Below are 13,556 nucleotides of genomic sequence, written 5' to 3'. Positions count from 1 at the left end.
GGTTGGGTGAGCCGGGCCCCGGGCCCGGCGGCGGTTTGCCGAACGGGCCCGGGCGGCTGCGGGAGGCGTCGGGTCAGCCGACCGCCTTCTCGATGCGCTCCGTGGTGGTCTTCCACGCCTCGTCGCGCGAGGTGCCCTGCTCGACCAGGGCCAGGCCCTGGGAGAAGGTGTCCTTGATCGTGCCGTCCTTGCGGCCGAGAACCTGCTTGTCCGGGATCTCCTGCGCGGCGGCACCGAAGATCTGGCCGATCGGGGCGTTGTCGAAGTACTCCGACGTGGCGTCCTTCACGTCGGCGTTCTCCAGGGCGTCCTGGGAGGACGGGATGTTGCCGATCTCCTTGAAGATGTGGGCCTGCTGCTCCGGCGCGGTCAGCCAGGCGACGAGCTTCATGGCCTCCTCCTTCACCGGGCTCTTCTCGATCACCCCGAGGAAGGAACCGCCCCAGTTGGCGCCCTTGGGCGCCCGGGCGACGTCCCACTTGCCCTTGTTGGCCTCACCGGCCTTCTCGCTGATGTGGCTGAGCATCCAGGCCGGGCACACGGCGGTCGCGAACGTGCCGTTGGCCAGGCCGGGGTCCCAGCCCGGCTGGAACTGGCGGAGCTTGGCGGTCAGCCCCTCCTCCGCGGCGTCGGAGGCAAGACCCCAGGCATCCTTGACGACCGGGTTCTTGTCGTAGATCAGCTCGCCCTTCTCGTCGTAGTACTGCTCGGGGTAGCCGTAGACCATGGCGTTGAACAGGCCGCTGGCCGAGTCCGTGAACGCCACCTTGTCTCCCTTGAAGTTCTTCTTGAAGGTGCGGCCGACCTCGACGTACTTCTTCCAGTCGCCCTCCCACAGCTTGCCGACCTCTTCGCGGTCGGTGGGCAGGCCGGCCTGCTCGAAGTGGTCCTTGCGGTAGCAGACTGCCATCGGGCCGATGTCGGTGCCCAGGCCCAGCACCTTGCCGTCCGCGGTGCTGATCTGGGACTGCTTCCAGGGCAGGAAGTGGTCGGTGCCCGCCATGCCGGCGAAGTCCGCGAACTTGTCCGCCTGGGTCTCGGTGATCTCCTTGGCCCGGCCGATCTCGATGCCCTGGATGTCCTTCAGGCCCTTGCCGGCCGCGAGCCTGGTCTGCAGCGCGGGGTAGTACGTCTGCTCGTCACCGGCGATCTCGGCCTTGATGTCGACCTCGGGGTTCTCCTTCTCGTACTGCTCGAGAAGGCCGGTCTCCTTGAGGCCCATCACACCGAACAGGCCCATGGTGATGGTGACCTTGCCGTCCTTCTTGCCACCGCCGGTGACCGAGTCGTCGCTGCCGCCGCAGCCGACGACCAGTGCCAGCGCGCCGGCGGCCGCGACTGTCGCCACTGCCTTCCTGCGCAACGAACCGTGAGTGCCCATGGATCTCCTCCTAGCGACGGCGCTGACACATCGGAGTGACAAGTTCTGCGATGACTACAGCGGCTCTGATAGGGATGGGAACGTACCCATTCCGGGGTGGGCACGTTCCCACCGCGCAACGAAGACTCATGGCTAGCGGATAGGTCTGTCAATAACTTGAAACCAACTCGTCGTCCCGTACCGGGCCCCGCGTCCGCCGTCCCGCCCCCGGGGGGTGCTGTGCCGACGGCGGTGTCTGCAAGAATTGCCGCAGGTCACCTCCGCGGCGGGCATCGCCACCGCGGCCGCCCAGGGGGGAGCACATGAGCGGCAACCGCCGTCCGACCATCAAAACGGTCGCGGCCCGCGCCGGCGTGGGCCGTACCACGGTCTCCCGCGTCGTCAACGGCTCGGACCTGGTCAGTGCCGACGCCCGCGAGCGGGTCCTGGCCGCGATCAAGGAACTGAACTACGTCCCCAACTCGGTCGCCCGCGGCCTGGTGACCAACCGCACCAACGCGGTGGCCCTGGTGATCCCGGAGTCGGAGAGCCGGCTCGGTTCGGAACCGTTCTTCGCCGCGCTGATCCGCGGTGTCAGCGGCGCCCTCGCGGAGAGCCGGACCCAGCTGCAGCTGATGCTCGTCCGCGACCAGGCCGAGCGCGACCAGCTCACCGAGACGGTGGCCACGCACCGCGTGGACGGCGTCCTGCTGGTCTCCGTGCACGCCGACGACCGGCTGCCGGGCATGCTCGAGGAGATGGGCCTGCCGACCGTGCTGGCCGGCCGCCGCGACGCGGGCGAGCGGCTGAGCTACGTCGACTCCGACAACGCCGGGGGCGCGACCGCGGCGGTGCGGCACCTGCTGCACCGCGGCAGGACCCGGATCGCCACGATCACCGGCCCGCTGGACATGGACGTCGGCCGCAGCCGGCTCGCCGGCTGGCGCACCGCGCACCGGGAGGCGGGGGTGCCGACGGACGAACTCCTGGTCGAGGAGGGTGACTTCACGGAGGAAGGCGCCTGCCGGGCCATGCGTTCGCTACTTGAACGCGCCCCGGACCTGGACGCCGTCTTCGCCGCCTCCGACCTCATGGCGGTCGGCGCCCTGGCCGAATTGCGCCGGCGGAGACTGCGGGTCCCCGACGATGTCGCCGTCGTCGGCTACGAGGACTCCATCCTCGCCCGCCACACCGCCCCACCGCTGACGACCGTACGCCAGCCGGTGGAGGAGATCGGCCGCACCATGGCCCGGATCCTCACCGGCATCACCCAGCAGGGCGGACCCCGGCAGCAGCGGACGCTGCCCACGGAGCTGGTGGTGCGGGAGTCGTCGTAGCGGGGCTCTCGCGGAGGTGAGGGGCGGGCCGCCCGCGCACGGCCCTCCTGCGAACCGGTCACCCACGACCGCCGGCCGCTTGCCGGGCGGTGCCCCGTTCCCGTCGCAGTCGGCGCAGTACGGCCATCAGGTCCAGGAGGGCCGTCAGCGCGAGCACGCCGCAGACGACGGCGAGCAGGATCAGCGGGCCCCGGCCGGGGCTGTCGCCGGCGTCGGACCCCGCGGCCCAGGCGCCGAACAGCGCGGTGCCCGCGAGGAAGAGGGGCAGGAAGACCGCGGCGAGCAGCAGGCGCAGGCGCAGCGGGCTCCGCGCGGTGACCGGTTCGGTGCCGGTCCGCGGGGAGCGGCGGCCGATCGTTCCGAAGCGGGCCCGGGAGACCGGCTCGCGGGTGGGACCGGTACGTGGGTCACGCACGTCGGACACCTCCTCCGCCGGGTTCGCGTCGGCCGGGTGGCCCTCGCCGCCGGTGACAAACCGGCGGTCGTTGGTGCGCGCCCGTTGCGGGTACTCGCCCCTTGCCCGACCGCCGACAACCGCACCATGAGGAAGGACGGCGCCTCATGCAGCACGATGAGTTCATCGGAAAAGTGCAGGCTCTCACCCGGCTGCCGGATCGGGGATCGTCCGAGCGGGCGACCCGGGCGGTGCTGAGCACGCTGGCCGAACGGCTGCCGTCCGGGCTGACGCACCACGTGGCGGCCCAGTTGCCGCCGACCTTGGCCGCGCCCATGCGGCAGGCCAAGGACTCCCCCGCCGACGGACCGACGACGGCCTCGGGCGAGCGCTTCGACCTGACGACGTTCGCCGGACGGATCGCCGGTCGCGCGGAGACCGACGAGGACGCGGCCGTGCGCGAGGCCGCCGCCGTACTGGAAGTGCTCGACGCGGCCCTCACCCCGGAACTCATGGAGAAGATGGCCGCCGCGCTGCCCAAGGACATCGGCGGCCTGCTGCCCGTGGGCCGTGCCGCCGAGAACACCGACTGAGGAGGTGACCGGGCATGGTCTCCGAGTCCGTGACGGTCCCCTCGGGTGCGGCGGCGCTGTCCGGGGACCTCGTGCTGCCCGCCGGGGCGCGCGGGATGGTGCTGTTCGCGCACGGCAGCGGCAGCTCCCGGCTCAGCCCCCGCAACCGGGCGGTCGCTTCCGCGTTGCAGGGGGCGGGCTTCGGCACGCTGCTGCTGGATCTGCTCACCCGGGAGGAGGAACGCGAGGACGACGCGACGGGCCGGCACCGCTTCGACATCGGCCTGCTGGCCCGGCGGCTGGCCCATGCCGTCGACTGGCTGGAGCAGCGCCCGGACGCCGTGGATCTCCCCGTGGGCCTGTTCGGGGCCAGTACGGGAGCGGCGGCGGCACTGGTGGCCGCCGCCGAGCGTCCCAGGCGGGTCTCGGCGATCGTGTCGCGGGGCGGACGGCCGGACCTGGCGGGCGACGCGCTCGACCTGGTCGCGTGCCCGGTGCTGCTCGTGGTGGGCGGTGACGACGAGACGGTGCTCGGCCTCAACCATGAGGCCGCCGCCAAGCTGTCGGCCGAGCACCGGGTCCATGTGGTGCCCGGCGCGACCCACCTCTTTCCCGAACCCGGCGCGCTGGAGCAGGTCGCCGAACTCGCCGCCGGCTGGTTCCGCGCGCATCTCTGAGCGGGCACGGGGCGAGCCGCGGCACGGTGTGTGCCGCGGCACGCCCCGGGCTCAGCCCGTGCTGCAGGAGACGGTCGGCCAGTTCCAGTTGCCGTTGGTCTGGATCGTCACCCCCCAGTTGTTCCCGCTGCCGTTGGGCTTGGCGACGAGCGTCTGGCTGTCGGGGTAGGCGGTGCTGACGTTCCAGGTCGAGGAGACCTTCGCCGGGGACGGCACCTTCATGGTCACCGTCCAGTCGCTGCCGCCGCCGACCGAGACGTTGAGGTTGTAGCGGTCGCCCCAACGGCTGCCCGCGGACAGGGTCGCGGTGCACCCGGTGCCACCACCACCGCCTCCTCCCCCGCCGCCGGAACCGTCGGGGGCGACGGCGCGGCCGGTCTGTGGGGAGATCATGCCGGCGCACAGGCCCCGGGAGGCCAGGTTCTGCGCGATGCGCGGGATCGCGGCGATGGTGTTGGCCGGCCAGTCGTGCATCAGGATGACCTGGCCGTCGGTGAGCCGGGAGGCGGCCTGCACGATGGCGTCGGTGCTCGCGTTGTTCCAGTCCTGCGAGTCGACGTCCCAGATGATCTCGGTCAGGCCGTACTTGGCCTCGACCGCGCGCAGCGTCGAGTTGGTCTCGCCGTACGGCGGACGGAACAGCTTGGGTGTGCCGCCGCCGGCGTTCGCGATCGCCTGCTGGGTGCGGGAGATCTCCGAGTCCATCTGCGCCTGGCTCAGCTGGGTCATGTGCGGGTGGGTGTAGCTGTGGTTGGCGACCCACATGCCGGCGTCGACCTGGGCCTTGACCAGGGAGGGGTTGGCGGCGGCGTACTGGCCCTGGTTGAACATCGTGGCCCGCAGCCCGTTCTGCTTCAGCGCGTTGAGCAGGCTCATGGTGGTGCCGGTGGACGGGCCGTCGTCGAAGGTGAGTCCGACGTAGCCGTTGCAGGCGGCGGCGTGCGCCGGTGCGGCGTCGAGCGTCGCGGTGGCGGTGCCCGCCAGGGTCAGTGCGGCGACGGCCAGCCCCGACACCAGGGACCGGGTGGCGGGCTGCCGTTTTCCGGTGGTCATCTGCGGTGCTCCTCCTTGTGGGGGTTCAGCCTGCGCTGCAGGAGACCGTCGGCCAGGTCCAGTTGCCGTTGGTCTGGATCGTGGTGCCCCAGTTGTTGCCGCTGCCGTTGGGCTTGGCGACGAGCGTCTGGCTGTCGGGGTAGGACGTGCTGACGTTCCAGGTCGAGGAGACCTTCGCCGGGGAGGGGACCTTCATCGTCACGGTCCAGTTGCTGGAACCGCTCACCGAGACGTTGAGGTTGTAGCGGTCGCCGAACTTCTCACCGGCCGACAGGGTCGCGTTGCAGCCGCCGGTGTTGCCACCGCCGCCACCGCCACCGCCACCGCCACCGCCGGAACCGCCTTCACTCACCGTGATGTTGGAGCTGCCGCTGCTCTGGTAGCCCTCGGTGGCCATGATCATGTAGTTGTGGTTGCCCAGGTTCATCCCCTTGCCGGCCCACGCGTCGAAGTGGTTGCCGCTGGTGATGGTGCCGCCGGTGCGCTTCGACTGCCGAACGCTCCAGTACTGGTCGAAGGTCCTGGTGCCCTCGATGGAGGGGGCGTTGTACCGGGTCGTCTTGTAGATGTCGTACGTGCCGCCGTCGGTGGTGACGGTGCCCTTGTACTCGCCGGTGGGCCGGTAGGTGCCCCAGTTGTCGACGATGTAGTACTCGATGAGCGGGCCGGTGGTCCATCCGTAGAGCGTCAGGTACGCGTTGCCGGACGGGTTGAAGGAGCCGGAGTAGTTGACGGTCTTGCGACCGCCGGTGCTCCAGCCCTTGCCGGCGACGAAGTTGCCGGTGTTCCTCCACTGGGTGCCGTAGTTGCCGCCGGACCCCAGGTCCATGGAGACGGTTCCCTGGGAGTCGGTCCAGAACGAGTACCACCAGCCGTTGTTGGTGCCGGTCTGGTTCGTGGTGACGGCGGCGGTGGCGGTGGTGGCGGTCAGGAGCAGCGCGGTGACGGCGGCCAGCGCGATGGTCCAGACACTTCTGACGCTGAGCAGCAGGCGGCCGCGTCTGCGGCCCCTCGGATGGGTGGACACGTTCATGTGGTGCGCCTCCTGTGACGGCTCGGCGGGAGGTTCGATGCCGGACAGTGTTGGTCTGTGCGCGTCAACCGTCAACTGTTTCGGTGAATGTTTCGAAATCTTCGCTCGATCAAGAGAGGAGGAGGATTCGCATTTTTCCAGCTCAACGCAAGTATTGAACCGGTCGAGTTGACTGAAGCCGCAATGAGAGCGAGGTACCCATCGAACTCTTATACACAGACAGCGAAAGTTTCGAAGACGGGATATCGGAACGCCGCGGAGCCCGGACACCTGTCCGGTGTCCGGGCTCCGCGGGTGGGAAGGGTTCGTCAGTCGGTGATGTCGACCTTCCCGTTGCCGGGCTCGACGGGAGCGGGAGCCGTCGGCGTACCGCGCCGGGTGAGCCCCTGGAGGAGCTGGGCGAGGTCGACGCCCGTGGTGGAGCTGAGCAGTTCCATGCCCTGGGCGACGTTGTCGGCGACCGCGCGCGGGAGCCGGCCCGCGCCGTCGGTGGAGATGACGGTCAGCTTGTCCACGGCGGCCAGCGGCTCGGCGGCCTTGCCGACGACCTGCGGCAGCACCTCGACCAGCATCTGGAGCACGGCCGCGTCGCCGTACCGCTCGAAGGCGTCGGCCTTCTTGTGCATGGCGTCGGCCTCCGCCGCGCCCTTCGCGGCGATCGCGGCCGCCTCGGCGTCACCCTCGATGCGTACGGCGTCGGCGAGGGCCGCGCGCTGGGCCTTCTCGCCCTCACCGGTGAGCCTGGCCCGCTCGGCGGCCGCCTCGGCCTCCTTGACCAGGGCGATACGGCGGGCCTCCGCCTCCTGCTCGGCCCGGTAGCGGGCGGCGTCGGCGGGCTTGCGGACCTTGGTGTCCAGCTCGCGGTCGGTCAGCGCGGCCTGCCGGGTGGCGACCTTCTCCTGCTCCTGCAGGACCTCCTGCTGCCGGGCCGCCTCGGCGAGCGGTCCGGCGGCATTGGCGCGGGCGGCGGCCTCGTCCGTCTCGGCCTTGATCTCGGCCTGCTTCAGGGCGAAGGTGCGCTGCGCGATCGCGATCTCCTCCTCGGCCTTGAGCCGGGCCTGCTCGGAGGCGCGCCGGGCGACGGCCTCGGCGATGTCGGCCTCCTGCTTGGCGCGGGCGGCCTCGGGACGGCCGAGGTCCTCCAGGTAGGAGCCCTCGGTGGTGATGTCCTGGATCTGGAACGCGTCCAGCACCAGACCCTGCCCGGAGAGGCTGGCCTCGGCCTCCTCGGCCACCTGGCCGGCGAAGGCGGCGCGGTCACGGATGATGTCCTCGACCGACATCCGCCCGACGATGGAGCGCAGCGCGCCGGACAGCACCTCCTGGGTGAACCCGACGATGCCCTTCTGCTGTTGCAGGAAGCGCTGGGCGGCGGCGCGGATCGAGTCCTCGGTGCCGCCGACCTTGACGATGGCGACGCCCTCCAGGTTGGCCTTCACACCGCGCAGCGTGACCGCGCCGCGGACGGCGACCGGGATGTGCCGGCTGGACAGGTCGAGGGTGAACTTCTGCTGGACGAAGGGCACGACGAAGACACCGCCGCCGACCACGACCTTCTGTCCGCTGTTGTCGGTGAAGATCCGGCCGGTCTCGGGGTCGGTGGACTTCTTGCCGCGCCGTCCGGTGACGATGAACGCCTCGCTGGGTCCCGCCACCTTGTAGCGGGTGACCACCACGAGGGCCAGCAGGACGACGAGTACGACGACTCCGACCACGGCGATCAGTACTGGGCTCATGCTGGTGTATCCCCTCAGCCCTCCCGAGGGACGGCGGTTCGGATCGGATCGGGAACGGACGCGGGAAGGGGCGGCGCGGCCTGGCGTGCCGTGTCCGTCAGCGCTCGACCGGGCGGACCGCGACCGAGGTCGCGGACAGCGCCGACTCGACCCAGACCTCGGCCCCCCGGGCCACGGGCACCGAGCACTTCGCGGCGAGCTTCAGCGGCTGTCCGGCGAGATGCACCAGCACCTCGCCGTACCCCTCGGCCGGGATGGCGGTCACCACGGAACCCGAGGTGCCGACGAGGTCACCGCCCCGTGGTGTGGCGTCGGTCTGGTCCCGCATCAGGACCCGGCTGAACTTCCAGGTCAGCCAGCCCGCGGCGACCCCCGCCGCCGCGCCGGCCGCGGTCGCCCCCGTGACCCCGAGGCCCGTGGTGCCGAGCACGATCGCGCCGCCGAAGCCGAGCATGGACACGAACCCGGCGATCACCGGCAGCGACAGCAGCCCGTCGAACAGCCCGTCCAGCACGCCGCCGAAGACGCCTTCGAGGATCCCGTCGAAGATCAGCGAGAGCAGCAGCAGAGCCAGCCCCGCGACACCGAGACCCACGAACCACTCCATGGGGGCCCCGCTTTCGCTCGACGTCCTCCCCGCCCCCGTATGGTCCCATGCGATCCGGCCACCGGACATTGCCAGAACTCGGCAATCTTTACGCTTCTTTGATGCCGCCTTCGCCCGGACGCCGAGGTTCCGCCCCTACTTCGGACCGCCGGGGCGACAGCGGGTAACGCGGTGCCCCGCACAAGGGCCCGCACGGCGACCGCCTACGGCGAACCCGTTGCCCGTCTCCGGCAGTTCACCGTCTCACGTAGGAGTTGTCCAGCGCGGGGCCGTCTCCGCCCAGGCCGTGTCCCAGTCGGCGAGGTTGCGGCGGCGCAGGGCCAGACCGGTCAGGGCGTGGGCGGCTGCGCCGGTGAGGGCGACGCCGATGGCGGCGAGGAGGGCCCAGCCCATGGTGCGGCTGCGGACCTGCTCGCGGGTGAGCGGCGGGTCCGTCGCCTCGCCGTCGGCGGTGATCCAGAGGCGGACGGTGTTGTCGGCGGTCAGCCCCGGCTGCACCTCGGTCCGCGTGGTGCGGGTCCGCCCCTCCCGGGTGACGACGCGGACCTCGGCCGGGTAGCGGGTCTTCTTCTCCTCGTCCGATCCCGGCTCCGGATGGCGGGGGGCGTCCGCGGTGAGGGTCCCGGTGGTCTCGTACCGGGTGAGGTTCTGGTGGCGGGCGGTGTCCTCGTAGTGCCGGCGGGCGGCGTCGCCGACGAGGACGGCGGCCACGGGCGCCACGGCCAGTACGGCGATCAGCGCCCCGAGGCCGATCCAGGCGTGGAGGGTGTCGGTGCGGCGGCGCAGGGGGTTGTGCCGCCAGCGCCACAGCAGGGGGCGCGGGGGCGGGCCGGGGGGCGGCTGTGCCGGAGGGATCTCGCCGGCCACGTCAGGACTCCTTCCGGTGGCGGGGCACGGGCAGTCGGGTCGGTCAGACCCTGTCGGTGACCGAGGGGTGGTGGTGCGCCGAGGCGAGGAGGCCGGCGGCGCCCCGGACGGCGGCGGTGTGCGGCGACGGGACCTGCTGGACCGCGCAGCCGAGGCCGGCGGGGAGGCCGCGGGTGATGTCGGGGCGCAGCGCGCCGCCGCCGGCCAGGAGGACTCCCCGGCGCAGGGCGGTACGGGTGAGCGCGGTGCGGTCCTGCCGCAGCATCGCGGTCACCATGTCGGCCACCGCCGCGGTGATGTCGCCGGGTGGCGTGCCGTCGGCGAGGTCGGTGGTGCCCAGCGCGGTGCGGCGGGCGTCGGTGACCGCGCCGTCCGCGAGCAGCACCACCTCGGTGAGGTGGGCGCCGATGTCCACGACGAGCAGCGGCCGGATGTGGTCGGCGCCCGCCGCCAGGGCCACGGCACGGGCGCCGGGGACGGTCAGTACGGCGCGCGGGCGGAGGATCTCGACGGCCGTGCGGGCGGCGGTCCGGAAGGCGAGCCCGTCCAGGACCGGCGCCGTGACGACGACCAGCGGGCGGCCGAGCCGGGGCAGCCGGTGCCCGAGCAGCCGCTCCAGCATCCGGGCCGTACCCGGGGTGTCGACGATGGTGCCGCGCTGGATGGGGTGGACGGCGCCGGTGCCCGGGAAGGTCACGGTGGGCACGTCGAGGACCATGCCCCGCCCGGCGATCCACGCACGTGTGCGGGCGCTGCCCAGGTCGAGAGCGATACCCGAGCAGCGCCGGCACAGCGGCCAGTGCCGGTGCCGTACCGGTGCCGGGAGGGAACGCCGGATCACGGTCACCGGCCGGCCTCCCTCACCTGCTGGCAGCGCCCGCAGTAGCGGGCCTGGGGGACGATCAGCAGGCGGTGGCGTTCGACGGTGCGGCGGCACAGGTGGCAGGTGCCGTACTGCCCGGAGTCCATCCGGGCGAGCGCCGCCTCGACATCGGCGAGCACCATGCGGGCGGACGCCGCGAGCTTGACGCCGACCTCGATCCGGGCGGCGTCCGCCTCCCGGCGCCGGTCGTCGGCACGGTTCGAGGAGTGGGCGGCGAACTGCCGCAGCTGCTCCTGCCGGAACAGCCGCTGCTCGCACAGGTTCTCGCGCAGCGCGGCGAGGTCCTCGGCGGTGAGGACCGTGTCGCGCTCGCCGATGGTCTGGTGGGTCACCACTGCACCCCTTGGGCAGAGCGGGAGAGGAGGAAAGGGCCTAGGCGCGGCGCTGGCAGGCGACGCAGTACCGGGTGTGCGGGAGGATCTCCAGCCGCTCCGCCGGTACGGCCTTGGAACAGCCCAGGCAGCTGCCGTAGGTGCCGTCGTCGACGCGCGCGAAGGCCTCGTCGATCTCCGTCAGGACACGCTTGATGGCGTCCTTCTGGTTGGACATCAGGTGGTCGCCGGGACTCTGCCCCGTTTCGTCGAGGGCCTTGAGCTGCGCCAGCCGGGTCGTACGGGCGTGTTCGAGGCGCCGGCGGACCTCGTCGGCGGCCGGGTGGGCGGAGCGGGGTTCGGTGCGGGGCAGGTCGAGCGACACGGACGGTCCTCCTCGGTGACGTACGGGTGATGTCCTCACCCTCGCCCGTTTCCGCCTGGGCGCCCATCGGGCGCGGTACCCATCTGCGCGGGGTCCGAGGACCCACCCCGCGCGGCATGGGTCGGGCGGGCCGCGGGAAATGGGGCGCGGGGCCCATCGACCGGAGCACGTTCCTGGTGCACGCTGGCCGGTGTCCGCCGGGACAAGGGGGCCGCAGCCGCGTTCAAAGGCGCGGTGACCGACAGTAGAGGCAGACGAGAAAGAGGAAGGCGTGACCTCCGTGTCCCTGTACTGGCGGATCTTCGGGCTCAACGCGGTGGTGCTGGGCAGTGCCACCGCGCTGCTGCTGTGGGCTCCGGTGACCGTGTCCGTTCCGGTGCTGCTCACCGAGGCGGTGATCCTGGTGGGCGGGCTCGTCGTCATGCTCGTCGCCAACGCGGCCCTGCTGCGCATCGGGCTCGCCCCGCTGGACCGGGTGACGCGGCTGATGACCACCGTGGACCTGCTGCGTCCCGGTCAGCGGCTGCCCGTGCGCGGTGGCGGTGAGGTCGCCGAGCTGGTCAGCACGTTCAATTCGATGCTGGAGCGGCTGGAGGGGGAACGCGTCGCGAGCAGCGCCCGCGCCATTCTCGCCCAGGAGGGTGAGCGGCGCCGGATCGCCCAGGAGCTGCACGACGAGGTCGGGCAGAGCATGACCGCCGTGCTGCTGGCCCTGAAGCGGGCGGCCGACGAGGCCTCGGAGCCGCTGCGCGGTGAACTCCAGCAGGCGCAGGAGATCACCCGGGAGAGCCTCGACGAGGTGCGCCGGCTGGTGCGCCGGCTGCGTCCGGGCGTCCTGGACGATCTGGGCCTGGTCAGCGCGGTCACCTCGCTGGCCACCGAGTTCGCCACGCACACCGGGCTGCGCGTGCGGCGCCGCTTCGACTCCGATCTGCCCGCTCTCGACCACGAGACGGAGCTGGTGATCTACCGGGTGGCTCAGGAGAGCCTGACCAACGCCGCGCGGCATGCCGAGGCCCGGTGCGTGGAGGTGAGCCTGCGCGCCGCCGACGGGCGCGTCGTCCTCGAAGTGGCCGACGACGGCCGCGGCATCGGGGCCGCGCGCGAGGGCGCCGGGCTCCGCGGGATGCGGGAACGGGCCCTGCTGATCGGGGCCGGGCTGGACATCTCCGGCTCCGACGAGACCTCCGTGCCACCGGCCGGCACCCGGATCCGGCTGACCGTGCCCACCCCCAGGAAGCAGTCATGAACCACCAGGACACCCACGACGACCACCGGACGGACCCGACGATCCGGATCCTGCTCGCCGACGACCACGCGCTGGTGCGGCGCGGCGTGCGGCTCATCCTCGACCGGGAACCGGACCTGGAGGTGGTCGCCGAGGCGGGTGACGGCGCGGAGGCGATCGCCATGGCCCGCACCCACGACGTCGACCTGGCCGTCCTGGACATCGCCATGCCGCGGCTGACCGGTCTGCAGGCCGCCCGCGAGCTGACCGCGCTGAAGCCCGGGCTGCGCATCCTGATGCTGACGATGCACGACAACGAGCAGTACCTGTTCCAGGCGCTCAAGGCCGGGGCCGGCGGTTATGTGCTGAAGTCCGTCGCGGACCGCGATCTGGTCGCCGCCTGCCGGGCCGCGATGCGGGACGAGCCGTTCCTGTACCCGGGGGCGGTGACCGCCCTGATCCGCAACTACCTCGACCGGGTGCGGCACGGCGAGGAGGCGCCGGAGCAGTTGCTGACCCCGCGCGAGGAGGAGGTGCTCAAGCTCGTCGCCGAGGGCCACTCGTCGAAGGAGATCGCCGAGCTGCTGTTCATCAGCGTCAAGACGGTGCAGCGGCACCGTGAGAACCTGCTGCACAAGCTGGGGCTGCGGGACCGCCTCGAACTGACCCGTTACGCCATCCGCGCCGGGCTCGTCGAGCCTTGACCGCCGACCGGCGGGGACGCTCCGCCCGCCTCCCGTTCCGGGCCGCCGCGGCGGCCCTCGCCGCGTTCGCGGCCGTGCTGCTGGCCCTCGGGTTCGTCCACGGCACGGAACTCGTCCCCGCCACCGCTTCGCCCACCCCGTCGGCGCAGCAGTCCGACACCCGCCCGTACGGCGACGACGCCTACGTCGGCGCCCGCACCCTGCTCACCAGGCCGGAGCGGGACGCCGGCGGGCGGACGGTGCCCGCCGGGCACCTGCTCTTCACCGCGGCGCACACGCCGCCGGTTCCGCCCCGGCCGACCCGGCCCGCGCCGGTGGCCGGGCACGCGCCGACCGCCGCCGCGCACACGCCGTCGGACCTGGGGCGCGCCCCGCCCCCGGCCTCCAGCACCTGAGATTCCCCTCTTCC

The 13,556-nt window shown here is 72.1% G+C and carries 16 protein-coding genes; 6 read left to right on the top strand and 10 right to left on the bottom strand.

From position 1 onward, the window contains the following. Window positions 1–73 precede the first annotated feature (73 nt). Window positions 74–1,381, bottom strand: a complete 1,308-nt coding sequence (locus tag ACFXAE_RS22425; protein ID WP_384717627.1) for an ABC transporter substrate-binding protein — start codon at window positions 1,379–1,381, stop codon at window positions 74–76. Between the two features lie 302 nt (window positions 1,382–1,683). Between ACFXAE_RS22425 and ACFXAE_RS22420 the strand changes: the two genes are divergently transcribed. After that, on the top strand, window positions 1,684–2,697 hold the full coding sequence (locus ACFXAE_RS22420) for a LacI family DNA-binding transcriptional regulator (protein WP_384717624.1): 1,014 nt from the start codon (window positions 1,684–1,686) through the stop codon (window positions 2,695–2,697). 58 nt (window positions 2,698–2,755) lie between these two features. On the opposite strand, the gene ACFXAE_RS22415 is transcribed toward ACFXAE_RS22420, so the two are convergent. After that, the gene (locus tag ACFXAE_RS22415) at window positions 2,756–3,112 is read right to left on the bottom strand and encodes a DUF6343 family protein (protein WP_384717621.1); all 357 of its coding nucleotides are present in this window, start codon (window positions 3,110–3,112) and stop codon (window positions 2,756–2,758) included. A gap of 146 nt (window positions 3,113–3,258) precedes the next feature. Here ACFXAE_RS22415 and ACFXAE_RS22410 point away from each other — a divergent pair, with 146 nt between their 5' ends. Continuing rightward, window positions 3,259–3,684, top strand: a complete 426-nt coding sequence (locus ACFXAE_RS22410) for a DUF2267 domain-containing protein (RefSeq protein ID WP_384717618.1) — start codon at window positions 3,259–3,261, stop codon at window positions 3,682–3,684. A gap of 14 nt (window positions 3,685–3,698) precedes the next feature. Further along, window positions 3,699–4,340 carry a dienelactone hydrolase family protein gene (locus ACFXAE_RS22405; RefSeq protein ID WP_384717615.1) on the top strand — a complete coding sequence of 214 codons (642 nt, stop codon included), beginning with the start codon at window positions 3,699–3,701 and terminating at the stop codon, window positions 4,338–4,340. A gap of 51 nt (window positions 4,341–4,391) precedes the next feature. Here ACFXAE_RS22405 and ACFXAE_RS22400 read toward each other — a convergent pair whose 3' ends face one another. The 8 genes from ACFXAE_RS22400 to ACFXAE_RS22365 form a co-directional block, all read right to left on the bottom strand. Continuing rightward, window positions 4,392–5,393 (bottom strand): polysaccharide deacetylase family protein, encoded by a 1,002-nt coding sequence (locus ACFXAE_RS22400; RefSeq protein ID WP_384717612.1) that lies wholly within the window; start codon window positions 5,391–5,393, stop codon window positions 4,392–4,394. A gap of 25 nt (window positions 5,394–5,418) precedes the next feature. Next, entirely contained in the window at window positions 5,419–6,426 is a 1,008-nt protein-coding gene (locus ACFXAE_RS22395) for a glycoside hydrolase family 11 protein (RefSeq protein WP_384717609.1), read from the bottom strand. Between the two features lie 308 nt (window positions 6,427–6,734). After that, window positions 6,735–8,162 carry a flotillin family protein gene (locus tag ACFXAE_RS22390; protein WP_384717606.1) on the bottom strand — a complete coding sequence of 476 codons (1,428 nt, stop codon included), beginning with the start codon at window positions 8,160–8,162 and terminating at the stop codon, window positions 6,735–6,737. A 97-nt stretch (window positions 8,163–8,259) separates the two neighbouring features. After that, window positions 8,260–8,769, bottom strand: coding sequence for a hypothetical protein (locus ACFXAE_RS22385; protein WP_384717604.1), 510 nt, complete (start codon window positions 8,767–8,769; stop codon window positions 8,260–8,262). Between the two features lie 243 nt (window positions 8,770–9,012). Beyond that, complete coding sequence (locus ACFXAE_RS22380) at window positions 9,013–9,636, bottom strand: hypothetical protein (protein ID WP_384717601.1); 624 nt, start codon at window positions 9,634–9,636, stop codon at window positions 9,013–9,015. A 43-nt stretch (window positions 9,637–9,679) separates the two neighbouring features. Then, window positions 9,680–10,483: a rod shape-determining protein gene (locus ACFXAE_RS22375; RefSeq protein ID WP_384717598.1), complete on the bottom strand. Its 804-nt coding sequence runs from the start codon at window positions 10,481–10,483 to the stop codon at window positions 9,680–9,682. Continuing rightward, complete coding sequence (locus ACFXAE_RS22370; protein WP_384717595.1) at window positions 10,480–10,851, bottom strand: TraR/DksA family transcriptional regulator; 372 nt, start codon at window positions 10,849–10,851, stop codon at window positions 10,480–10,482. The genes ACFXAE_RS22375 and ACFXAE_RS22370 overlap by 4 nt, the downstream gene beginning before the upstream one ends. Before the next feature lie 40 nt (window positions 10,852–10,891). Continuing rightward, window positions 10,892–11,215 carry a TraR/DksA C4-type zinc finger protein gene (locus tag ACFXAE_RS22365; protein WP_384717592.1) on the bottom strand — a complete coding sequence of 108 codons (324 nt, stop codon included), beginning with the start codon at window positions 11,213–11,215 and terminating at the stop codon, window positions 10,892–10,894. Window positions 11,216–11,495: 280 nt separating this feature from the next. On the opposite strand from ACFXAE_RS22365, the gene ACFXAE_RS22360 reads away from it, so the two are divergent. The 3 genes from ACFXAE_RS22360 to ACFXAE_RS22350 are packed head-to-tail and all read left to right on the top strand — an operon-like array spanning window position 11,496 to window position 13,542. Continuing rightward, the gene (locus ACFXAE_RS22360) at window positions 11,496–12,464 is read left to right on the top strand and encodes a HAMP domain-containing sensor histidine kinase (RefSeq protein ID WP_384717639.1); all 969 of its coding nucleotides are present in this window, start codon (window positions 11,496–11,498) and stop codon (window positions 12,462–12,464) included. Then, entirely contained in the window at window positions 12,461–13,147 is a 687-nt protein-coding gene (locus ACFXAE_RS22355; protein ID WP_384717589.1) for a response regulator, read from the top strand. Before ACFXAE_RS22360 ends, ACFXAE_RS22355 begins: the two co-directional genes overlap by 4 nt. Next, window positions 13,144–13,542, top strand: coding sequence for a hypothetical protein (locus ACFXAE_RS22350; protein WP_384717586.1), 399 nt, complete (start codon window positions 13,144–13,146; stop codon window positions 13,540–13,542). The genes ACFXAE_RS22355 and ACFXAE_RS22350 overlap by 4 nt, the downstream gene beginning before the upstream one ends. Window positions 13,543–13,556: the final 14 nt, after the last annotated feature.

Origin of the sequence: Streptomyces sp. NPDC059454 (assembly GCF_042749965.1) — a bacterium.
Classification (GTDB): Bacteria; Actinomycetota; Actinomycetes; order Streptomycetales; family Streptomycetaceae; genus Streptomyces.
This window is presented reverse-complemented; position numbering and strand designations above follow the sequence as displayed.